General features: G+C 37.9%; 19 protein-coding genes and 1 other annotated feature. Of the genes, 2 read left to right on the plus strand and 17 right to left on the minus strand.

From position 1 onward, the window contains the following. Window positions 1-13: 13 nt before the first annotated feature. The 17 genes from AC6UD0_RS03885 to ezrA all read right to left on the minus strand — a co-directional run bounded on the left by AC6UD0_RS03885 (window position 14) and on the right by ezrA (window position 20796). Complete coding sequence (locus AC6UD0_RS03885) at window positions 14-823, minus strand: TIGR00282 family metallophosphoesterase (protein WP_500699824.1); 810 nt, start codon at window positions 821-823, stop codon at window positions 14-16. An 83-nt stretch (window positions 824-906) separates the two neighbouring features. Then, complete coding sequence (gene rny / locus AC6UD0_RS03890; protein ID WP_500696083.1) at window positions 907-2463, minus strand: ribonuclease Y; 1557 nt, start codon at window positions 2461-2463, stop codon at window positions 907-909. A 139-nt stretch (window positions 2464-2602) separates the two neighbouring features. Further along, a complete protein-coding gene (locus AC6UD0_RS03895; RefSeq protein WP_500708187.1) occupies window positions 2603-3841 on the minus strand; it encodes a competence/damage-inducible protein A in 1239 nt (412 codons plus the stop codon). Between the two features lie 23 nt (window positions 3842-3864). Beyond that, window positions 3865-4446, minus strand: coding sequence for a CDP-diacylglycerol--glycerol-3-phosphate 3-phosphatidyltransferase (gene pgsA, locus AC6UD0_RS03900; RefSeq protein WP_500708188.1), 582 nt, complete (start codon window positions 4444-4446; stop codon window positions 3865-3867). Between the two features lie 73 nt (window positions 4447-4519). Beyond that, a complete protein-coding gene (locus AC6UD0_RS03905; RefSeq protein WP_500694380.1) occupies window positions 4520-5485 on the minus strand; it encodes a helix-turn-helix domain-containing protein in 966 nt (321 codons plus the stop codon). Between the two features lie 71 nt (window positions 5486-5556). After that, entirely contained in the window at window positions 5557-6843 is a 1287-nt protein-coding gene (gene yfmH, locus AC6UD0_RS03910; RefSeq protein ID WP_500696080.1) for an EF-P 5-aminopentanol modification-associated protein YfmH, read from the minus strand. Then, window positions 6836-8098 carry an EF-P 5-aminopentanol modification-associated protein YfmF gene (gene yfmF, locus AC6UD0_RS03915; protein WP_500708190.1) on the minus strand — a complete coding sequence of 421 codons (1263 nt, stop codon included), beginning with the start codon at window positions 8096-8098 and terminating at the stop codon, window positions 6836-6838. The genes yfmH and yfmF overlap by 8 nt, the downstream gene beginning before the upstream one ends. Window positions 8099-8165: 67 nt before the next feature. Beyond that, complete coding sequence (minD, locus tag AC6UD0_RS03920) at window positions 8166-8969, minus strand: septum site-determining protein MinD (RefSeq protein ID WP_500694377.1); 804 nt, start codon at window positions 8967-8969, stop codon at window positions 8166-8168. After that, window positions 8969-9649 carry a septum site-determining protein MinC gene (locus tag AC6UD0_RS03925; RefSeq protein WP_500696078.1) on the minus strand — a complete coding sequence of 227 codons (681 nt, stop codon included), beginning with the start codon at window positions 9647-9649 and terminating at the stop codon, window positions 8969-8971. Before AC6UD0_RS03925 ends, minD begins: the two co-directional genes overlap by 1 nt. A gap of 18 nt (window positions 9650-9667) precedes the next feature. Beyond that, window positions 9668-10216: a rod shape-determining protein MreD gene (gene mreD, locus AC6UD0_RS03930; protein ID WP_500696077.1), complete on the minus strand. Its 549-nt coding sequence runs from the start codon at window positions 10214-10216 to the stop codon at window positions 9668-9670. Continuing rightward, complete coding sequence (gene mreC / locus AC6UD0_RS03935; protein WP_500696076.1) at window positions 10200-11048, minus strand: rod shape-determining protein MreC; 849 nt, start codon at window positions 11046-11048, stop codon at window positions 10200-10202. The genes mreD and mreC overlap by 17 nt, the downstream gene beginning before the upstream one ends. A 59-nt stretch (window positions 11049-11107) precedes the next feature. Beyond that, on the minus strand, window positions 11108-12112 hold the full coding sequence (locus tag AC6UD0_RS03940; RefSeq protein ID WP_500694426.1) for a rod shape-determining protein: 1005 nt from the start codon (window positions 12110-12112) through the stop codon (window positions 11108-11110). Window positions 12113-12219: 107 nt separating this feature from the next. Continuing rightward, entirely contained in the window at window positions 12220-13563 is a 1344-nt protein-coding gene (locus tag AC6UD0_RS03945) for a bifunctional folylpolyglutamate synthase/dihydrofolate synthase (RefSeq protein WP_500708192.1), read from the minus strand. Window positions 13564-13612: 49 nt separating this feature from the next. After that, window positions 13613-16279: a valine--tRNA ligase gene (locus AC6UD0_RS03950; RefSeq protein WP_500708194.1), complete on the minus strand. Its 2667-nt coding sequence runs from the start codon at window positions 16277-16279 to the stop codon at window positions 13613-13615. 36 nt (window positions 16280-16315) lie between these two features. After that, window positions 16316-16519 (minus strand) — a binding site (T-box leader). A 42-nt stretch (window positions 16520-16561) separates the two neighbouring features. Continuing rightward, window positions 16562-17785 carry a tRNA uracil 4-sulfurtransferase ThiI gene (thiI, locus tag AC6UD0_RS03955; protein WP_500708196.1) on the minus strand — a complete coding sequence of 408 codons (1224 nt, stop codon included), beginning with the start codon at window positions 17783-17785 and terminating at the stop codon, window positions 16562-16564. Between the two features lie 33 nt (window positions 17786-17818). Then, window positions 17819-18964: a cysteine desulfurase family protein gene (locus AC6UD0_RS03960; protein WP_500694370.1), complete on the minus strand. Its 1146-nt coding sequence runs from the start codon at window positions 18962-18964 to the stop codon at window positions 17819-17821. Window positions 18965-19077: 113 nt separating this feature from the next. Then, window positions 19078-20796 (minus strand): septation ring formation regulator EzrA, encoded by a 1719-nt coding sequence (gene ezrA, locus AC6UD0_RS03965; protein ID WP_500708198.1) that lies wholly within the window; start codon window positions 20794-20796, stop codon window positions 19078-19080. 329 nt (window positions 20797-21125) lie between these two features. Between ezrA and rpsD the strand changes: the two genes are divergently transcribed. Continuing rightward, window positions 21126-21731, plus strand: a complete 606-nt coding sequence (rpsD, locus tag AC6UD0_RS03970) for a 30S ribosomal protein S4 (RefSeq protein ID WP_039144319.1) — start codon at window positions 21126-21128, stop codon at window positions 21729-21731. Window positions 21732-21839: 108 nt separating this feature from the next. Beyond that, window positions 21840-22298 (plus strand): YueI family protein, encoded by a 459-nt coding sequence (locus tag AC6UD0_RS03975; RefSeq protein WP_500694368.1) that lies wholly within the window; start codon window positions 21840-21842, stop codon window positions 22296-22298. Window positions 22299-22311: the final 13 nt, after the last annotated feature.

Below are 22311 nucleotides of genomic sequence, written 5' to 3' on the forward strand. Positions count from 1 at the left end.
ACATCGCTCCTCTTTAAAATTCTTGATATGGGTGATCCTTGTTGATTAAAATATTCTTAATTTTTTTAGCTTTGCCAGACTTGTTATCGACATCAATGTAGCAACCTGACAACACTGCTGCGCCAGTTTCTTGAACCTCAAACCGATTAGGACGTGCCGTCATAAACTTATTAATAACGGGTTCAAACTTCATCCCAATCACTCCATCATCTGGTCCAGTCATCCCTGCATCAGTTAAAAAGGCCGTCCCACTTGGTAAGATTTGCCCATCACTAGTCTGCACGTGGGTATGGGTACCCACTAATGCGGAGATTTTCCCATCCAAATGAAGCGCCATGGCCTTCTTTTCACTAGTAGTTTCGGCATGAAAATCCACAAAGATGATATTAAACCCATTGGTATGTAGCTTATCAAGAAGCGCATCCACTTTACTAAATGGATCATCAATTTCATCCATAAACACGCGACCTTGAAGGTTAATCACAGCTACCTTACTACCATTAACGTTCATTTCTATGTAGCCCTTTCCTGGGACATCTTTTCCAGGATAGTTAAGGGGACGAATTAAATTTTGGGTTTGATTAATAAAATCAAAAATTTCTGGATTATTCCAGGCATGATTCCCCAAAGTAATCACGTCTGCTCCGGCATGCATAATTTTTAAATAAAGGTCATGATTAATCCCACGTCCCACCTTTGTTGCATTTTCGCCATTCACAATGGTTACCTGTGGTTTTAAGTCATGTTTTAGCAAGGGTAGATATTTTTCTACCGTTGCCACCCCAATATTGCCAACCGTGTCACCTAAAAATAAAAATCGCATATCCACTCTCCATCTTCTACTGTAATACCCTTATTTTACACTGATAAATCAAAATAAAAAAGACCAGGATAATCTCTGATCTTTTACTTGGCATATTCAACTGAGCGGACTTCCCGAATCACATCTACCTTGACATGACCAGGATGATTCATTTCCTTTTCAATCTTATCTTTAATATCTCTGGCAAGTACAATTGCTTCTGTGTCAGAAATCTTTTCGGGTTTGGCAATCACTCTAATTTCGCGACCCGCCTGAACAGCGTAACTCTTGGAAACCTCGTCAAAACTATTACTAATTTTTTCAAGTTTATCTAAACGATGAACGAAGCTTTCAAGTGAATCACTCTTTGCACCAGGTCGTGCCATTGAAATCTTATCGGCAACATCAACTAATTCTGAAATCATATAATGTGGCTCACTTTTTTGACCACCTAACTGAATTGTATCAATTACTTCTGGGCTCTCACCATATTTCTTTGCAATATCAATCCCAGCATCAACGTATGAAACATCAGTTCCACTATTTGACGACAGACCAATCTCACGCAACAATCCCGCTCTTTTCGCTAATGTAACATCTTCACCTAACTCAGCAGCAAACACTCCCGCCAATTTTGCTACTTGAATGGAGCGTGATAAAACATTTTGTCCATATGAAATTTTATATTTCAATTGACCAATTAATTTAATCAAATCGGGGTTCATTGAATGAATCCCTAAATCAAAGACAACGTTTTCCCCAGTCTCTTGAATTTGAGCATCGAGTTCTTTTTTACTCTTCTCAACCATTTCTTCAATACGTGCTGGATGAATCCTTCCGTCTTTAATCAACTTTTCAAGTGCCATTTTGGCGACTTCACGTCGAACTGGATTAAAACCACTTAAAACCACCGCATTGGGAGTATCATCAATAATTAGATCAATCCCAGTCAATGATTCAAAGGTTCTAATGTTTCGACCCTCACGTCCAATGATTCTACCTTTCATATCATCATTGGGTAAAGTTACTACAGACACAGTAGTCTCTGAGACAATATCAGCAGAACTCTGTTGAAGTGCTTCAACAATCAAGTTTTTAGCATCCTTAGCAGAAGCTTCTTTAGCAGCATCGTAACTCTCTTTAATCATTTGAGCACGGGTATCAGCCAATTCTTGCTTAGTCTCATCAATTACCATCGTACGAGCTTCCTCTTTAGTTAAATTAGAAACTCTGGCAACTTCCTGTTGCCGTTTTTCAATAAGTGAATCTGCTTTTTGTTGTTTCTTTGTCAGTTCTTGCTTTTCTTTTTCAAGTTTTTCTTCTTGCCGTTCCAAAGAATTATCACGTTTCTCAAACGCACTATCCTTTCGATCAAGCGTTTCTTCACGTTTCAACAAACGATCTTCTTGTTTTTGAACTTCAAGACGACGCTTTTTCAACTCTTTTTCTACTTGAAGTCGATAAGCATTCCCCTTCTCTTTTGCCTCTAAACTAGCTTCTTTAAGCGAGTTCTCAGCTTGCTTTTCAGCATCAGAAAGGATATCTTTTGCGCTTTCATGAGCAGCATCTAACTTCTTCTCAGATACCTGCTTATAGGTGAACTGACCAATCAAAAAACCAACAACGACAGCGATAACAGCGGAAACAACTGTAACTATCATTTACATATGCCTCCGTATCACTAATAAAAAATTTATTTAAATAACTAGCATAAACGTTATTCACTTCTTAATTCTAAAGTTTAGAAAAATTAGTGTCAACTAGTATGTACAAAATAGGAGAACCAATATCCTCCTATTTTCACTTTAAATTATCATAAATCATTTTAAGACCGCATTTTGTAGCGTAATCACGAATTTCATTTCGATCCTTGCCAAAATTAAATTCACGGGTCTTAACCTCACCATCAGGTAATGAAATTCCTACCCAGAAATTCCCAGCAGGATGTCCTTCCAATTCATCAGGTCCAGCAACTCCAGTAAAAGAAACCGAAACGTCAGTATTGAGAATTGCTTTCGAATTTTTAGCCATCCAAACAGCCGTCTCAGATGAAACCACTCCATGCTTATCAATCACTTTGCTTGGAATGTGCAAGACATCCTCTTTCACTTTAACCGAATAAGTCACAAATCCACCTGGGAAAACCTCAGAGACACCTGAGACATCACCAAGCCGACTCTGAAACATCCCAGCAGTAAGTGATTCTGCCGCAGTGATCGACAATGCTTTCTTTTTAAGGATATTAACAGCTACTTTAGCCAATGAGTTATCATCACCAAAACCATAGAAATATTTTCCTACAATTGAGTTTACTTTAAAGATCATTTCATCAATTAAATGATCGACATCTGATTTTTTCTTTCCACTCGCAGTAATTCTTAGGGTAACTTCATTTCGCTTGGCGTACGTTGCTAAAGTTGGATTCGTTTGATGAGAAATCAAGGGCTTTAATTGGTCCTCAAGTTCTGTTTCACCAATTCCAAAGAAACGCATTACTTTGGAAGCAATAACGGGATTACCACTAGCTAATTTAGTCAAAATTGGAAGTGCATATTTAGTAAACATGTGTTGCATCTCAACTGGTGGTCCCGGTAAAACCAAGTAATCACAGTTTTTAGTCGTAAGAAACATACCAACAGCAAAACCATTATCATTTGGTAATACAGTCGCACCGTGGATATATTCAGCTTGAATATCAGCATTTTGAGGCTTTTCCATTGGATAATTTTTATGAAAATGATTAATTTTTTCCAGTGCTTTTTGATTCGTATCTAACCCAAGACCCAAATGCTTAGCTAGCACAATCTTAGTAATGTCATCTTCGGTAGGACCTAACCCGCCTGTCAAAACCACTAAGTTACTTCGACTTTCAGCAAGCTTTATAACAGCTTCTAACCGTTTGTAATTATCTCCAACGGTGTCTTGAAAGTAAACATCAATTCCTAAATTTGCCAGATGACGCGCAATAAAGGGCGCACTGGTGTCAGTAATTTCACCAAGGAGAATTTCCGTCCCAACTGATATTATTTCAGCATTCATCAAACCACTCCTAACTGTATTAATTAAAATGAATCAGAAAAAACTTTTCGGTTCTTGTAAAAGTACTCAATACCAGAGTAAATGGTAAAGAATAAGCAGATGTATAAACAGATTTGGCCCATCGGAAGATTAATGTTATTAAATAATGCATTATTTAATAACATAATAATAATCGCAATCATCTGGAAAAAGGTTTTAATCTTGCCTGGCCACGCAGCCGCAACAACTTCACCATCATTTTCAACAACAATTAAACGTAAACCAGTCACGGCTAATTCACGACAAACAATGATAGCCGCAATCCAACTAGCAACACTGCCAAGACCAACTAAGACAATGAAGGCACACATTACCAACATCTTATCCGCTAACGGGTCAGCGAATTTCCCAAAATTAGTCACTAGGTGTTGTCTTCTCGCAATTTGACCATCCAAAAAGTCCGTTAACGCTGCCACAATGAATACCACGGTAGCTAAAACCTGTGTAACTGGAATCATGGTTCCCACGATCATCACGCTGCCAAGATCCATTGGCACAACCAGTAAAATTAAAAATATTGGTATTAAAATTATTCTAAATAAAGTTAATTTATTTGGTAAGTTCAAAAGTTTATCCTCCTGAGGTTAAACGCTAAAATAACGACCTGCTATCTTTAACAGATCGTTATTTAGGTTTGGGTTAAAGTTTATTTGTAATTTTAAAAGTGACATTTCTAACTTGAGCATTCCCATTGTTAGCGGGCTTCTCTAAATTAGCTTTTTGACCGTTAATCGTGATGTCAGTAGCGGGGGCATTGCCGAGGTTAACGTTAAATTCTTTCGTGTTAGCAGGAATGGTGACATCATGAGTCTGGTTGGGATTTAAAGTTCCCTGCCAAACCTGTGATCCATTAACCGAAACAGCTGACCAAGACTTAGCATTTCCCTTTAAAGTGACCTTTGTTTCTTTTTCATTGGTTTTAACATTGTACTCGTTCTCATTAGCACCCTTAGCAATCTGGGTTCCTTGATTATTCTGATTCTTTGTTTTGGCCTCTTTGGCCTTATCCTGAGCGGCCTTCTTCGAACGCGAGCTGGCCATCGAACTTGAACTATCCGAAGATACGGAAACAGACGTTGTACTTGAAGTAGTATCTGAATTGTGATGAGCTAACTTTCCGGCTCCAACCCAGATGACGCCAATGATAATAATCACAATGACCACAATTCCAACAATCGGAATTAGTTTCTTCACACCAGATCCTGAAGGGCCTGATTCTGGACTCGTTGAGTGATGTCTAACAGAACGTTGTTTGGGCATCTCAGACTGAACTGGTTGAGGATTTTCCTTAATGTTATTTTGACCCTCACCGTTATCGTCCTCAGAAGAGCCAAACTTTTCTCCACCAGGAAGCTCGGAGTCATATTTTTGAATAAACTCGCTTCCGTTTAAACCAACTGCATCTGCAAACTGTTTAACAAAAGCACGAACGTAAAAATCACCAGGCAGTGCCTTAAAGTCATCTTGTTCAATTGCTTCTAAATAACGTTTTTGAATTTTAGTTTTCTTTTGAACGTCATCAATTGAAATTCCTGAGTCAACTCTAGCCTTACGCAATAATTGACCAATGTTTACACTTTTTTGATTTTTTTCTTCTTTATCCATATGTAAAACCCCATCGTTTTAGATTTCATTGTCAGTATATCACAACGCGTTACCTTAAAAAAAGATATACATTAGGAAATAACCTTCAAAGTTGTTTTATTAAAGTCAAAGAATTTACTAGCAAAATCAATTACCTCATGAACGGAAAGTTGGTTTAAGATTTGAATTTCATCAAAAAGATTGGTATATCCATTTAGTGGATCTCCCATTTGATTCGCAATAGCCGAGTTGGAATTCATAAGTGAAATATACTGTCCAATTTCTTCTCGTTTAATTAGGTTAAAAATCTTAGACAATTTTGCGTCGTCATTTAATCCATTCTTAATTTCACGTTCAACGGCCTTTCGAAACTCTTCTGGACGATTTGAATCCTCTACAAAGATCACAAATTGATAACCATCTTCTAGATCAAAGTCATAACCAAACGAATCATTTATGATCTCCTTGGAATAGAGTTTTTGATATGGCTCAGCATCTTCAGAAAAAATCATCGACAAAAACAATCCCAGTGATAATTCGTTTTTAGTGAATTGGACCCCACTACTAATCTCGTCAGGTCCTCTAAATCCAACCGCAACTTTCCCTCTTGTCAAATTCATAGTAGTGTGCTCATCTGATATAATCGAGCTTTTCTTAATGGCATCGTTCGTTTGCCGCTTCAAGGTTAAAATCTCAGATTGACTAATTGAGGGAATGGTTCTTTCAAGTCTTTCAATCCTTTCAATCGCATCACTCTCGTTGACATTTCCAACGAGCATTAAATCCATATTGTTTGGAACATAATACTGGTTATACATTGCATACAAGTCTTCTGTCGTAATTTTGGCAATTGAATCAATTGTGCCCGCAATATCATGATCAAGTGGAGAGTTATGATACATATTTCCGATCGTATCAAAATAAATTCTAGAACCGGGATCATCTTGATACATCATAATTTCCTGTCCAATGATGCCCTGCTCTTTTTGAACTTTTTTTTCGTCAAAATACGGATGCTGAACCAAATCAACTAAAACATCTAAATTATCACCAACATGATTAGTTGTATTGAAAAGATAACTGGTTTGATCAAAACTCGTAAACGCATTTGAATCCGATCCAAATTTGCCAAACTGATCACTTGAATCATAATTTTGTTTATCAAACATTTTATGTTCCAAAAAATGAGCAATTCCGAGCGGCATCTTTCGGGATCGTTTATTTTCCAAAATCAAATTATTAATTGCACCAAAATGAACGTTTAAAATGCCGTAGGTTGAATGAAAGCCTGGCTTAGAGTCAATAAATACTTTCATTCCGTTATCTAATTGATAGCGGTAAACCGTTTCATTTAGCTTGTCATACTTAATTTCAACCATTATTAATTCCTTCCAATAAAAATTTAGCCCGCAATTTAAACTTCGAAGCTACTTGACTTACATCGTCACTAGTAACCCCTCTAACTCTATTAATCCATTGACTGGGGCTCAAATCGATCCCATATAGTTCATTAATAAAATCACCATTAAGCGTTCGGCGTTGGCTATCAAATTTAGAATAATATCCATCAATCAATGCTGATTTAATGTCTAAAAATCGCTGATCCGAATACTCTTGTTTCTGAATTAAACTAACTTGCTCACCAATTAACTGGCTAACTTGATCCACATCTCCCGAGTTAATGCCACTTTCAATTAACACATACCCCAAAGTAGAATTATAATTACTCGAAATGTAATATGCTAAGCTATGTTTTTCACGAATATTATGAAACATTAATGATTGTTGGGCTCCCCCAAGTAAAGCATTAAAAACAATTGCCGCGTAATAGTCATTATCATTTACGAAAATAGGAAAATCAAAAGCTAAATCAAACTTGGATTGTTCTCCATTAATTTTTTCAACCTGAGTCCTGATCGGTAAGGAGCTAAAATTGCGATTCATTGACTCATTAAATTCCCTTCTGGGCAAAAACGGCAGATGCGTCTCAATCATCTGAGTTTGTTTCTCCGAGAGATCGCCTAAAATCGAAATATAAATCTCGTCGTTTTTAAGAAGGCTTTCCCACTCTCTTACAACAGCTTCATTTTCTAAGTTTTTAATTTGCTCCTGATTTCCAATGATTGAATTGGCATAATTGGGTTGGTCGGAAAAGTAAAGCTCTCGAGCTCTCTTCGCTGCATAATAACGATGGTCATCATTAAGAGAATCTAGATACTGAATTAAATTTTTTCGTTGAATTTCAAATTGTTCATTGACGTAATGCTCACCATTAAGGTTGGGATGAAAAATAACTTCTGAAAGAAAAGTTAACGCATCGTCAAAAACATCAGAATTATCCAACGTAAATTCATCATTAACAAAGCTCATAACCACTCTCAACACACTGCGATTGCCAACTTTAAACACATTCGTGCCAAAACTGGCACCAAATAGTTCGGAAAGTCTTCTAGCCAACTTTAATTTTGAATCGTACTTGTGACTATAATTTTCCATCATTTCAGAAATCATGGTTCTAGCAGAATAATCTGCATAGTTTAACGGGGCAACAAAGTCAATTGTGATCGCTGTTGTTTTGAATTTATTACTCTCATGAACATTTAAATGAACCCCATCTGTGATTGTTTTTTTCAAACTAATTCCTCCAAAATAAAAAGCTCCCATAGAAAGAATTCTAAGAGAACTTTATCAATTAGTATAACTAATTCTTTGTAAATACGTGTTTGAATTTAGACCAAAAACCTTTTTTCTGTGGCTTAATTTTCATCAATGGAACGGTTTCTCCAAGCAAGCGTCGTGCGATGTTACGATAAGCCGTTGATGCAGGATCATCAGTATCTAAAACTACTGGTTCGCCATGATTTGAAGTAGTAATTACCTTATCATCATCAACTACAACTCCAAGTAAACTAATTCCCAGGTGATGGGTAATTTCGTCAACATCCATTACATCGCCATTGTCCATCATACTTGGTCGAACTCGATTAATAACCAACCTTGGAGCTTCTTTTAAAGGATGCTTCCCTAATAGCCCTACAATTCGATCTGCATCTCGAACTGCAGAAATTTCCGGTGTGGTAACCACAATGGCACTATCTGCCCCAGCAACAGAATTGAGAAACCCTTGTTCAATTCCTGCCGGACAATCAATCAACACGAAATCAAATTGTGGCTTTAATTCATCAACAATATCTTTAACTTGGTCCTCTTTTAAGGCCGATTTATCTGTATTTTGAGCGGCTGGTAATAAGTATAAATTATCGTCAAAGCGTTTATCCTTTACCAATGCTTTTTGCAGTGGAACCCGTCCATTGGCAACGTCAACGATGTCATACATAATTCGATTATCTAGTCCAAGAACCACGTCAAGGTTTCTAAGGCCGATATCCAAATCCATCAAACAGACGCGCTTCCCCATTAAGGCTAAAGCAGTCCCGATGTTAGCTGAAGTAGTTGTTTTACCAACTCCACCCTTTCCAGAGGTAATAACGATTGCTTTTCCCATTATTCGGTTCCTCCTATTCGATTATAAAACTTCGGACTAATGTCTTTAATCTGATCTAAATTGCCATACTCGATAGTATGTAAGTCATTAATGTAAATAACAGTACGGCTGTTTTCAGAAATTCTATTCTTATTATCGCTGACGATATCAAACTGTTCTCCGATCCGAACCTGCTGGGCATCGTTTAAGTTGCCAATTACAATGGCCTCTTCATCGTTCGGAAATCCAGCGTGCACAATTCCTCTCACATATCCTAAATTATAAACGTTACCGCCCGCAAGTAATTTACCTCCCTCATGAATGGCACCAAAAAAAAGGACGTCGCCCTTGGCTGTAATCTCTTCACCATTTCTGATGGTTCTCCCAATAACGGAAACCTTATTTAAGTCCCGGATTCGGTATGCTTCTGATGTAGTAACTACATCAGCCATAAATCGCCTGATACTCATCCTTGGATATTTAGAAACAATCTCTCTTAACGTTTGCTTTTGCACTCCAGTGAGAATCCGATTCCCGGTAAAAACATCAAAAGAAAATTGTTTAGCATTCCCTAATTCTTTTCCACTACTAAGTTGTTCCATCAAGTTCTTGAATTCATTAATGTCACTATCAAAACTACTGGTATCAGAAATATTAATTTCATAACCATTTTGAGTACCCTTTAAAACTACATTTTCCATACAGTCAATGCTCCTAGTTTAACTAAAATAATTGAAAAGTCCCCTGATTGGGAGATACAGAATTACAAATAAGATCAGGTTCAACACTAACGTTGGCCCTAAAGTATAAATCAATAACTGTACACCACTAAGAGAGGCAATATGTGCAATTCGGTCACCTAAGTAGCTCAAAATAAATACCACCAAAACATCCCCAACATAAAGTAAAGATGAAGTGACCATGTTTTCACGCACAAATTTTAAAACCATTCGATTAATATAAACCACCAGCGGAAATGCAAACGTAAAGATTCCAATAATTCCAACGTAATAAATATCATAAACGATTCCAATTCCTAAGGCCCACCAGCCCATGTGTAATTTCTCATGGCGCGCAAAAAGAGTGGCCATTACCAACCACAATAAGGTTAAGTAAGGTACCATTGAAAATTTGCCAAAAAGTACTGGTGAAAAAAGTTTAGAAATCGTTCCTTCCAGTAGAAATGAAATGACCAACCCAATTGGATATAAGAACTTTAACCGGGAAGGACGTCTCATTGGACTTCCTCTTCTAATCCTTCTTGCCAATTACGGTCACCGCCTCAATATCATCCATGTTTGCAGCTGGTTTAATGTTGACTTTTTCAGAAATACCATCACTATTTTGTTTAGTTCCAACAACTTTTCCGACATAAAGTCCCTTAGGAGTCACGCCACCAAGACCATTAGTCATAACTTTCGTCCCAGTCTTGATCTTGTCTTGATTAGTAACACTTCCCATTACCAACTCATTAGTATCACGATTATAACCGTCAATTAATCCATTAACGACTTTCTTTTCTCCTTGAACCTGAACCGCAAAACGACTAGCAGTATCACTTTTGTCGGTGATTAGTTCGACTTTACTGTTGGTCTTATTAACTTCAGCAACCCGACCAACTAATCCAGAATTAACAATTACAGACATGTTCTTTTGAACTCCTGCAGCCGATCCCTTATTAATGATCAGTTGATTTTGCCATGAGGATGGCGTCCGAGTAATTACGCTAGCATTAATCGCCTTGTAGTCCGTGGGAGTCCCCTTGATATTTAACTGTTGTCTTAATTTTTCATTTTCATTTTCCAGTGCTTGATTTTTAACTTGAGTTTGAGCTAATTGTTCAACCTGACCCTTTAAATGATTATTTTCCTGATAAGTATTTAACAAATTATCAGTGGCACCAAACAATGAGCCAACGCCATTGGCAGGAATACTAACAATTCGATCGCCAAATCCAACAACATCATTTCCAACTTGTTGAATCAATGGAGGAGTAGCACGATTTTTTCGCACTGCCACTGACCCACTAATCAAACCTAAGCCAATAATTAAGCAAACGACAATGATTACTAGCTTTCGACTTGAAAAAAACTTGTGCATAATAATCCTCCGTACGTGCTTAAAATAAATAAGCGGGAATTCATCCCCGCTTATCCAATTTATTTTCTATTCATTGCCTCAATACTTTTAAGCGATTCACCGGTTCCAATTGCTACACAATCCATCGGATCTTTGGCAATTGTCACAGGAACTTGAGTGGCATCTGATACTACTTCTGGGAGATTTTTGAGTAGAGCACCGCCACCGGTAAGAACAATTCCATGATCAATCACATCAGCAGAAATTTCAGGAGATGTCTCTTCTAGAGTTTCTTTAATCGTAGTGATAATCTCAAGAATGTCTTCGTGCATTGCAGAAGCCACATCCTCCGCAGTTACTTCAACTGACTTAGGAAGGCCGGTCAATAAGTCTCTTCCACGAACGGTTTCATCATTCATGTCCTTTGCGGCACCAATTGATGCAGAACCAATGGTGCATTTCAAGTGTTCTGCAGTTGGTTCACCAATTAGCACATTATAATTTTTTCTGATAAAGGTAACGATCACTTCGTTCAACTTATCACCAGCCATTCTCACCGAACGTGATGATACGATCCCACCAAGAGAAATAGTAGCGACGTCGGTAGTTCCACCACCAATGTCAACAACCATGCTTCCAGTTGGATCCATAACTGGTAGACCGGCACCAATTGCAGCGGCAAATGGTTCTTCGATTACATAAGCATCCTTTGCTCCAGCAACTCGAGTAGCATCAATTACGGCACGCTTTTCTACAGCAGTGATACCACTTGGAACACAAACCATTACATAAGGCTTACCACCGTGGCTTCCCAATGCTTTATCGATATAATATTTCATCATGGTCACAGTAGTATCATAATCAGCAATTACACCGTCTTTCATTGGACGAATAGCTTCAATGCTGGCAGGCGTTCTACCAATCATAGATTCGGCTTGTTGACCAACAGCAACAATCTCGCCAGTTTTTGTATTTTTAGCAACCACAGAGGGTTCTCGTAAAACGATTCCTTTTCCATCAACATAAACAATGGTATTAGCGGTTCCTAAATCGATTCCGATGTTTTTTGTACCTAATCCGAACAATTTATTCATCCCTTCAATTTTAAGTTTTAATTTTTAAGTAATTACTTTGATAAGACTAGTATATCATACTGCATTTATATCAGTCAGAAATATAAGGCCAAAATTAGTTACTTAAGTTTTTCTTCATTTTCTTTAATATATTTTCTAACTTCCGAGATAAATAACAGCGATCCAGTAACCAAAATTAACTGATTATCATTTTTACTGTCACGGACCTTTTTTACCGATTTGTTCAGTGCTTTATGCCAATCGCTAACTAATGAAACATTGGGAAAGTTATTGATATCAAGTTTAGAAAAGTCAGCACTTGCTCGCTTTTCTCCCGCAGAAAACCGTGTCAAAATAACGTCACTATTAGACAAAGACTTAACAATTTTTAGCATTTCTGGATACTGTTTGTCAGCGAAAACCCCCATCACAATTGTAAGGTGAGAATTTCTCCACTTACTATTTCTAACACGAAGCGACGACAAAAGGCTCTGAATTGCTGGGACATTATGTGCCCCATCAATCATAATCGTGGGATCATGATTAATTACTTCCATCCTTCCAATCCATTTTGTTGAGCTGACTCCCGTCTTGACCGAAGAAATCATGGATGGTTCTGTCATGTTTAAATATTTGAACGCATAAACCAAGAAAGCTTCAATCGCAATTGCAGCATCTTCCATTTCAAAGCTTCCAATTTGTTTCATTGAAATGTTATCAATGTTCAAATGAGCACTTGAAAAATTAAAATGATTTTGATTTACCGGCACGAATTGATAATCACGCTTTAATTCCCAAATTGGACTATCTAATTTTATAGCTGCTCGTTCAATCACCTTTCTCGGACCTTCTTTGATTCCTCCAATCACACATGGACGGTTTTGGCGAATAATTCCAGCCTTATTATCCGCAATTTTTTCTTCCGAATCACCAAGCAGTGCCATGTGATCCATCCCAATGGTAGTAATAATTGACATTTCCGAATTAACCACGTTGGTTGAATCGGATCTTCCTCCAATTCCGGCCTCCACAATCACAACGTCAACGGGATGATCACGGAAATAGATGAACATCATAGCGCAAATGATTTCAAATTCAGAGGGACCTAAATCAGGATCATTCTTATCAATTTCATCGACAATCGGCTTAATTTCACGCACCAACTCTAAAATTTCATCATCTGAAATTGGTTGATTATTCACACTGATCCGCTCGTTGAACTTAATCATAAATGGTGAAGTAAAGGTTCCAACTGAGAGTCCAGAAGCCATTAACATGTTACTCAAATAGGCAACACATGAGCCCTTTCCATTAGTTCCCGCTACGTGAATGCAGTTTAGCGTTTTTTCTGGAAAATCCAATTTCTTCATAAAGTGAGCCATCCGCTTTTTAGGTGGTTCTTTTTTAATTCGTGGTCTACCATGGATATACTTTAATGCTGCACTGTAACTATCAATCACCATTGCAACTCCTCTAAAAAGAAGGCTCAGCTGTTTAGCTGAGCCTCGTATTTTACTTATTTAAAGCATCGATTACATCTTTAAGTCGGATTTTAACGGCTTTAAGTTTAGCCTCATTGTCGGTTTGCTTTTCTTTTTGCTCATTGACAACTGTCTCTGGAGCATTGTCTACAAACTTTTTATTAGCTAGTTTTTTCTGTGCTCGTTTGACTTCCGATTCAAATTTTTGGACTTCTTTTTGTAGCCGTTCTTTTTCATCATTGAGGTCAACCAGTTCATCCAGTGGGATGCTGATCTCAGCATCAGTAATTATCGATGTCATAGCCAATTTAGGAATATTAATGTCAGAACCAATCTCTAACTTATCAGGGTGACCAAATCGTTCAATGTAGTCACTGTTATCTTCTAGTACCTTTTTCAAATCGGAATTCTTAGTTTTAACTAGAATGTCAACTGGACTAGATAGGGGTGCATTAACCTCCGAACGGATATTTCTGACCGCTTTAATAACATCAATCAGATGATTCATATTTGATTCTGCTTTTTTATCATCAAATTCATCATGAGTTACTGGATACGCAGCTACCACCAATGATTCACCAACGTGCGGCATTGAAAGCCAAATCTTTTCAGTAACAAATGGCATAACTGGTTGGAGTAATCGCAAGATTTGATCCAAAACGTACGCTAGGATATTTCGCGTGTTTTGTTTGGCTTTTTCATCTGAGCCAGTCAAAATTTCCTTACTCATTTCAATGTACCAATCACAAAAATCATTCCAAATAAAATCATAAAGTGAACGGTTGGCTTCACCAAAGTTAAACTTGTCATATTCTTCGGTAACATGCTTAACAACAGAGTTTAATTTCGAAAGAATCCATCGATCGGATAAATTCCATTCTGATTGAGCTGGTAACTCTGGTTTAGACATGTCACCTAAATTCATGATGACATAACGACTGGCATTCCAAATCTTATTGACAAAATTCCAGGCTGATTCGACCTTACTATAACTAAACTTCATGTCCTGTCCAGGCGTTGTTCCAGTTGAAAGGCACCATCTCAAGGCATCGGCTCCGTACTGATCAATAACATCCATTGGATCAATCCCGTTACCTAAAGACTTACTCATCTTAACCCCATGTTCATCACGGATTAAACCATGTAACAGCACGTTTTTAAATGGACGCTTACCGGTAAAATGTAAACTTTGAAAAATCATTCTTGAGATCCAGAAGAACACCAGATCATAACCAGTTACAAGCGTGTTGGTAGGAAAATAGCGTTGATAATCTCTTGAGTCAGTATCAGGCCAACCAAGGGTTGTAAATGGCCATAAAGCTGATGAAAACCAGGTATCCAACACGTCTGGATCTTGCGTCCAGTTTTCGGGATCCTTAGGAGCGTTTTCGCCAACGTAAATCTTGCCAGTCTCATTATTGTACCAGGCAGGAATCCGATGTCCCCACCATAGTTGCCTTGAAATAACCCAATCATGAACGTTTTCCATCCATTGCATAAAGGTATGCTCAAATCGTTCTGGAATGAAACTAACCGCATCATTGGTCTTTTGATTCTCCATTGCCTTTTTGGCCAATGGTTTCATTTTTACAAACCATTGAGTCGAAAGACGAGCTTCAACCTGAACTCCGGTTCTTTCAGAATGACCAACTGAGTGAACAATGGGATCAATTTTAATCATCAAGCCTTGATCTTCAAGGTCCTTGACCATTGCCTTTCGAGCATCAAAACGATCCATGCCTTCATACTTCCCAGCATTTTCGTTCATCGTAGCGTCTTCGTTCATGGTATTAATCCGTTTTAAATCATGTCTGTTCCCAACTTTAAAATCATTAGGATCGTGGGCTGGGGTAATCTTAACCATTCCAGTCCCAAATTCAGGATCAACGTACTGATCGGCAATAATCGGAATCGTCCGATTTACGAGTGGAACAACGACCTCTTTACCTACTAAATCTTTATAACGATCATCACTTGGGTTCACTGCGACAGCAGTATCACCCATCATAGTCTCAGGACGAGTTGTAGCGATTTCAATGTAATTCTTTCCATTAAATTTCGTATCATCAGCAAACGGATACTTAACGTGATAGAAAGCGCCTTTATCATCTTTGTGAATAACTTCAATATCAGATAAAGCAGTCCGAGCCTTTGGATCCCAATTAATAATGTATTCACCACGGTAAATTAACCCTTGATTGTACAAGTCAACAAATACTTTCCTGACGGCTTTTGACAAACCATCATCCAACGTAAAGCGTTCACGACTGTAATCAAGTGATAATCCCAGTTTGGCCCACTGTTTATGGATCGTATCAGCAAAGTCGTCTTTCCATTCCCAAACCTTATCGACAAATTTTTCACGACCTAAATCGTACCGCGAGATCCCCTTCTCGTTAAGCATGGCTTCAACTTTTGCTTGAGTTGCAATTCCCGCATGATCCATCCCAGGAATCCAAACGGTATCATAACCTTGCATCCGTTTCTGTCTAATCAACATGTCTTGAAGGGTGGTATTCCAGGCGTGACCCAAGTGAAGTTTACCGGTCACATTTGGCGGAGGTAAAACAATTGAATATGGTTTTGCCTTTTTATCCCCATTTGGCTTGAAAACATCCTCATCAAGCCATTTCTTATACATCCCTGCTTCAACTGAGTTGGGATCATATTTCGTTGACATATCTACTTCTTTTGTCATTTCTTCACCTCATTTAAAATAAAAAGCATCCGTCCAGAATAGGACGAATGCTCGCGGTACCACCTAAATTGAATTATTGCTAATTCCAACTTACCTAGATAACGGCTAGTACCGATTACATCTTAATTCATTCAACATAACTGCTCACAAGCAACAATGATCATTTTAACGCATGGACTTTCCAGCACGTGTCCACTCTCTGCGCGTCATAACAACCAACCTCTTGATCAAAGCATTTAACATAATAAATATTACTCAATTTACAATCTTTAGTCAATCACATTAAAGTAATTCTGAAAAAACATCTTCATTAGCGTTCAAATAATCATCATTTGGGTGAATCTTACTAATCGTAATACCCTCAATGGCTTCTTTCATTAAACCATCCACGTCAATGTTTTTTTCAAACTTTCTGGCTTTCTCCACGTCCGGCTTCGTTTTCGGTGCTGGTGGAGTAAAGATCGTACAGCAGTCCTCATAAGGAAGAATTGATAAATCATAGGTGTCAATTTGTTCAGCAATCTTGATAATCTCAGTCTTATCCAAAGAAAGCAACGGACGTAGAACTGGCAAATTAGTCACATCATTAATGGCGCGCATACTTTCTAAAGTCTGTGAAGCAACTTGTCCTAACGACTCACCGGTAAATACTCCATCACAATGACGTGCAATGGTAATAGCTGCGGCAATTCTCAACATCATCCGGCGCTGAACCGTCATCAAGTATCCCTCTGGAACTTTTTCTTTAATCTCTTCTTGAATCTTAGCAAATGGGACTTGGATAAAATCAACGGTTCCACCTAATGCCGAAAGCTTCGCCGTGAGGTCCTTAGCTTTTGCTAGCGCTTGTTCACTAGTGTATGGAGGACTGTAGAAATGAATCATATCTAACTTTACCCCACGCTTCATGGCCATGTACGCCGCAACGGGTGAATCAATGCCTCCTGAAAGCATCATGGTACCACGTCCGCCAGTTCCAACTGGTAGTCCTAATGCTCCCTGAATCGTCTCACTTGATAAATAAATGCCAGACATTCTGACATCAATCTGTAAGTTAATGTCAGGTCTTTTCATTTGAGCTTTAATCCCATCTAAATGATCTAAAACATACCCGCCAACCTCATCATTTACTTGATAAGTGTTTAATGGATAATCTTTATTCTGGCGGTTAGTTGAAATCTTAAATGTTTGGCCACTCTGGAATTGATTCGAAATCATTGCAAGTGCCTTTTTCTGAATGTCTTCAATTGGGGTATTTTTTTCCAACTTAACAACTGGTGAAAAAGTCTCAATTCCAAAGACTTTTTTTAAGGCTGCCATCACTGGAGCTGCATCTTGACCATGCAAACTGACATGTAACCGATCCCGTTGGGCGTCAACGGTGACTCCATCAAACTGTTTTAAAACTTGCCTAATGTTATGTCCCAGCTGCCCAATAAAGACCCTGCGATTTTTTCCCTTTGTGGACAGTTCGCCGTAACGAACCATAATCTCACTATACTTCACACCCTCACTCCTTTACTATTCTTTAATGATTATCTAACTTAACTTTTTGAATTCTTCGTACAATTCATCAAATACTTGATTAAACTTATCAGCTTCATCTAAAGTATTTTTGTCTCCTAAGGAGATTCGAACGGCACTGCGAGCGATGCTTGGGTCTACTCCCATAGCATCTAAAGTTCCTGCCGTTTCCTCTTTTTTGGATGAACAAGCGCTCGTAGTAGAAATGTAAATCCCATGTTCTTCAAAGGCATGCACGATCGTTTCACCTTTCACTCCTTCAATTGCAAAGCAAAGAATGTGTGGAGCAAAGTGGTCTGATAAACCGGAGAAAGGATGAACCTTGTTGAACTTAGTAATATGAGCATAAATTCGTTCTCTGATCTTTTGTTCACGTGCAATGCTTTCAGATTCATGATCCGAAATGATTCTGAGTGCTTTAGCCATCCCTACTATCGCAGGCAGATTCTCAGTCCCACTCCGTTGCCCTCGTTCTTGGCCACCACCATCCATTAATGGAGCAATCTTACGACCGTTTTTCCCATATATCAAACCAATTCCTCTGGGAGCATGAAATTTATGCCCAGAAAATGTGACAAAATCAACTCGATCATTGAAAACCAAATCGTGTAGACCTTTACCAACAGCCTGGACGGCGTCAACATGAAAATGAATTTTGGGATATTGTTTTAAGACATCACTAATTTCATTGATGGGTTCAATAGCGCCCATCTCATTATTAACCGCCATGATTGACACCAAGATAGTATCCGGTCTAATAGCGGATTCTAAATCTTTTGCTGAAACTCGTCCCTCTTTATCAACGGGTAAATAAGTAACGTCAAATCCCAAATCTTCTAAAGCGTGCATTGAATTTTTCACCGCTGCATGTTCAACAGAAGAAGTGATGATATGCTTACCAAATTGATGTTTCTCTTTGGCGGTCCCCTTTATAACCCAATTGTCACCTTCAGTTCCTCCACTAGTAAAGTAGATTTCGTTAGGTTCTACTCCTAAAATTCTCGCAATTTGATTTCTTGATTGATTCAATAGATTAAACGATTGTTGACCAAAGTTATGAAGACTGGAAGGATTTCCCCAGATCTTTTCACTTACCTGATTATAGGTATCCAAAACCTGACTATCTACTTTAGTCGTCGCACTATTATCAAAGTAAATCATTTGGTACCCTCTCTTTCTAATTCGTCCAAATTACAACAAGATTTATTATACCAGCATTGAAACATAATAAAAACAAGCTGAATTGTTCCAACTCTAATTCAGCTTGTTCGTGCTTACTTTTGATTTTGTGAATCTTGCTTATTTTTGTAATAAGTATTTTCAATTCGCTTGTAGGACCCAGGATTGGCTTTATCAATCGCAGTGGCAATGGTTTCTAAGCTTTCAGGATACTTATATTCATCGTCAAACAGATGCTTAGCTTTTACCAGTGCTCTATTAATCTCTGGATCAGAATTTCGATAACGATTGGCATATTGCATCACTTGCTCAGCAAGCGATGAGCTATCAATCAAATCATCAGTCTTCTCTTCAAGAGTATCCCGATCTGATTTAATCACGCTTAACTGTTTTTGAACATCATCCATACTAATCTTGACCTTATCCATCGTCCGATTAAGATCCTTAATCTCGTCAGCCACAATGCCAAAGTAGTCAATGTAATCCTGTGATATACCCGGTAAATTCAGCTCATCAATCTTACGCTGAATCCCATGAAGTTCCAAATCAAGATCATCTAAGACCTGATGGGCCTTCTGCTCTTCATCTTTAAAGTCAGCAACCGAATCATTAATGGCCCGTTGTTTCTTTTCAATCTCCGTTAATTGACTATCGCTACTAGTAACGTTGTCAAGGATGTGAGTATAAATGGCTTTCTTGTTGTCAATTGCCTCACGATCTTTTTTATAGGTAGCTTCAATCTCATCAATTTGTTTTCCTAAAGCATTGGCCTTATCAATTTCACCATGTTCTAGTGAGTAATTATGACTGAGTCGATCTAATTCATCGATTAAAACCTGATTTTGTTTTTTGGCGTGTTGGATATATTCTCCGGTGATCTTAAATCCTTTATCAACTTTTTTCTTAGCAATTAATTGCTTTTCCATTAAATCGTAAAGACGATCAATCTTGGTCTCAATCTCACTATCAGAATCCTTGGCCAATTTTAAATCAAGGTGAGCAATATTTTCAAGGTTATCGGAAACGGCTGTTCTTAATTCCTCTAAAGAGACGTCAAATTCATCATCAGCAAATTCATACCCACTTGCATTCATTTTAGAATGAGTTGAGCTAATCTCATCAATTTGATTTTTAAATTCTACATTATTAGTAGCATATAAATGAGGAATTTGTTGCACATCAGCTTCTAACTGATTAGTTGACTTATTTAAATCACCAAGAATTTTATCAGCCTTTTCGTGATCACCATTTTTTGATAGATTAGAAAAATCATCAAAGGTCCCTTCAATCGTCGACAACTGATTTTCAAGCGCATCAATTGCGGGCCCAAAGGAAGCATTCTTAGTAAGCAATTCTTTTCGAAGTTCTTTATAACGACCTTCTAAATCAGTAATGGCCTTCTTATGTTCAGAATTCAGCTGATTCATTTTAGCTAAAAACTGACGAATTACCCTTACATCATCTTCTGAGGTTTTAATTTGTTGTTCCGCATCTGAGCAAACTTCCCGTGTCTTAACAAAGTTAATTCCCTTTGCGTCACTTTTTACCGCTTCAACGTTATTTTTGACGGAAGGAAGTAAGTTATTAGTAACGTTATCAAAATCAGCTTGAGCACTATTAACGCTACTTAATGAATCACCGGTGAGGCCGATATCTTTCACCTTATTAATCTCATCTTGCAGATTCAAATCATTTAGGCGCTTAACGCGTTTTTCAATTGTTTCAGCAATTTTTAATAAATGGTGCTGATACATGACCACGGCACAATAAATTACAGCTACTACAACTAAAATTCCAATAATGACGTTAACCATTAAATACCCGTCCTTCAACAAATTAATTATGTATAAACTTTTCCTCGTTATTAAAGTAATTATATCATAAATGAGAAAAATTTATGATAGCATTCTGAGTTTTAAGATCATCAATTGCAACGTTGCATTGACTTTTAGGTGCTAATTTCATATAATTGGGCTTGTGTAAAATAATGCAGCAGTATGCGGTAAGCTCGTCAACATGTCCTTGCTACTTGTAGTTTAATTAGTAACCCACTGGCTGCTGAGGCGAAAGTTCAGAGGGATATGCACGAATACTAAGCGTACATCGTTATTTTACTCCAAATATTTTATTGGAGGATTCATTTATGTCAAGATATACAGGTCCAAGTTGGAGAATTTCTCGTCGTCTTGGAGTTTCTTTATCAGGTACTGGTAAGGAATTACAACGTCGTCCATATGCTCCAGGTGTTCACGGCCAAGGTCGTCGTCAAAAACTTTCAGAATATGGTGTTCAATTACGTGAAAAGCAAAAATTACGTTACATGTATGGTTTAACTGAACGTCAATTTTACTCATTGTTTAACCGCTCTGGTAAAATCCGTGAGGGTAAGCATGGTGATAACTTTGAAATTATGCTTGAAAGCCGTTTAGATAATATGGTTTACCGTTTAGGCTTAGCTACCACTAGACGACAAGCTAGACAATTAGTTAACCACGGTCATATTACCGTTGATGGCAAGCGGGTTGATATCCCTTCTTACGAAGTAAAGCCCGGTCAAGTGATCGGTGTTCGTGAAAAGGATAAGGACATGGGCATCATCAAAGAAGCTGTCGAATCAGTTGTGAGCCGCCCTGCTTATGTATCATTTGATGCTGATAAGCTTGAGGGTTCATTGACTAGATATCCACAACCAGATGAATTAAATGCAGACATCGATACTTCATTAGTTGTTGAATACTACAACCGTTAAAATATTGTGTCTGTTAAAGAAAAGGCGATCTCGATTGAGACCGCCTTTTTGTATCTCCAATTTCTTTAATGTTAAAATGTAGTAAATACTCAATAAGGAGCAAATATTATGACAGATGACAAAGGATCAGTTCAAAATCGACTTGATCAAGCAATGAGTGGAAACTCCCCTCAAATTAACCCAGATGAGCAACGAAAATACTTGGGAACTTTTCGAGAACGGGTCGACTTCGCCATTACGGTTTCTGAAGATAAAAACCAGGATGCAATCGATCAGTTAAGTAAAGAAATGAAACAACATCCCACTTATCAACTCTTCATTAACGGCAATATAGCTGAAGAACAGCAACAACCGTACATGAAGTTGGCTAGCCAAAATAACACTAAGTTCACTTTAAAAAATAACAGCGCTTATGGTACGATGCCTAATCAATACGCTGTGGTCTTAGTTGCACCTGACGCAATTAATAAAGACCATATTGATTTTGATCCTAGTAAGGTTAACGCCAAACATGATGACGATCAACCTAAAAAACATCAATCATGGTTCTCACGGTTATTTAAGTAGAAAGAAGCTATAA

This window comes from Fructilactobacillus sp. X7R9C1 (assembly GCF_059901005.1).

Coding starts and splice junctions, on each gene's coding strand:
- AC6UD0_RS03885 (WP_500699824.1), bottom strand. CDS start 823: ATGCGATTTTTATTTTTAGGTGACACGGTTGGCAATATTGGGGTGGCA.
- rny (WP_500696083.1), bottom strand. CDS start 2,463: ATGATAGTTACAGTTGTTTCCGCTGTTATCGCTGTCGTTGTTGGTTTT.
- AC6UD0_RS03895 (WP_500708187.1), bottom strand. CDS start 3,841: ATGAATGCTGAAATAATATCAGTTGGGACGGAAATTCTCCTTGGTGAA.
- AC6UD0_RS03905 (WP_500694380.1), bottom strand. CDS start 5,485: ATGGATAAAGAAGAAAAAAATCAAAAAAGTGTAAACATTGGTCAATTA.
- yfmH (WP_500696080.1), bottom strand. CDS start 6,843: ATGGTTGAAATTAAGTATGACAAGCTAAATGAAACGGTTTACCGCTAT.
- minD (WP_500694377.1), bottom strand. CDS start 8,969: ATGGGAAAAGCAATCGTTATTACCTCTGGAAAGGGTGGAGTTGGTAAA.
- AC6UD0_RS03925 (WP_500696078.1), bottom strand. CDS start 9,649: ATGGAAAATGTAGTTTTAAAGGGTACTCAAAATGGTTATGAAATTAAT.
- mreC (WP_500696076.1), bottom strand. CDS start 11,048: ATGCACAAGTTTTTTTCAAGTCGAAAGCTAGTAATCATTGTCGTTTGC.
- AC6UD0_RS03945 (WP_500708192.1), bottom strand. CDS start 13,563: ATGGTGATTGATAGTTACAGTGCAGCATTAAAGTATATCCATGGTAGA.
- AC6UD0_RS03950 (WP_500708194.1), bottom strand. CDS start 16,279: ATGACAAAAGAAGTAGATATGTCAACGAAATATGATCCCAACTCAGTT.
- AC6UD0_RS03960 (WP_500694370.1), bottom strand. CDS start 18,964: ATGATTTACTTTGATAATAGTGCGACGACTAAAGTAGATAGTCAGGTT.
- ezrA (WP_500708198.1), bottom strand. CDS start 20,796: ATGGTTAACGTCATTATTGGAATTTTAGTTGTAGTAGCTGTAATTTAT.
- rpsD (WP_039144319.1), top strand. CDS start 21,126: ATGTCAAGATATACAGGTCCAAGTTGGAGAATTTCTCGTCGTCTTGGA.
- AC6UD0_RS03975 (WP_500694368.1), top strand. CDS start 21,840: ATGACAGATGACAAAGGATCAGTTCAAAATCGACTTGATCAAGCAATG.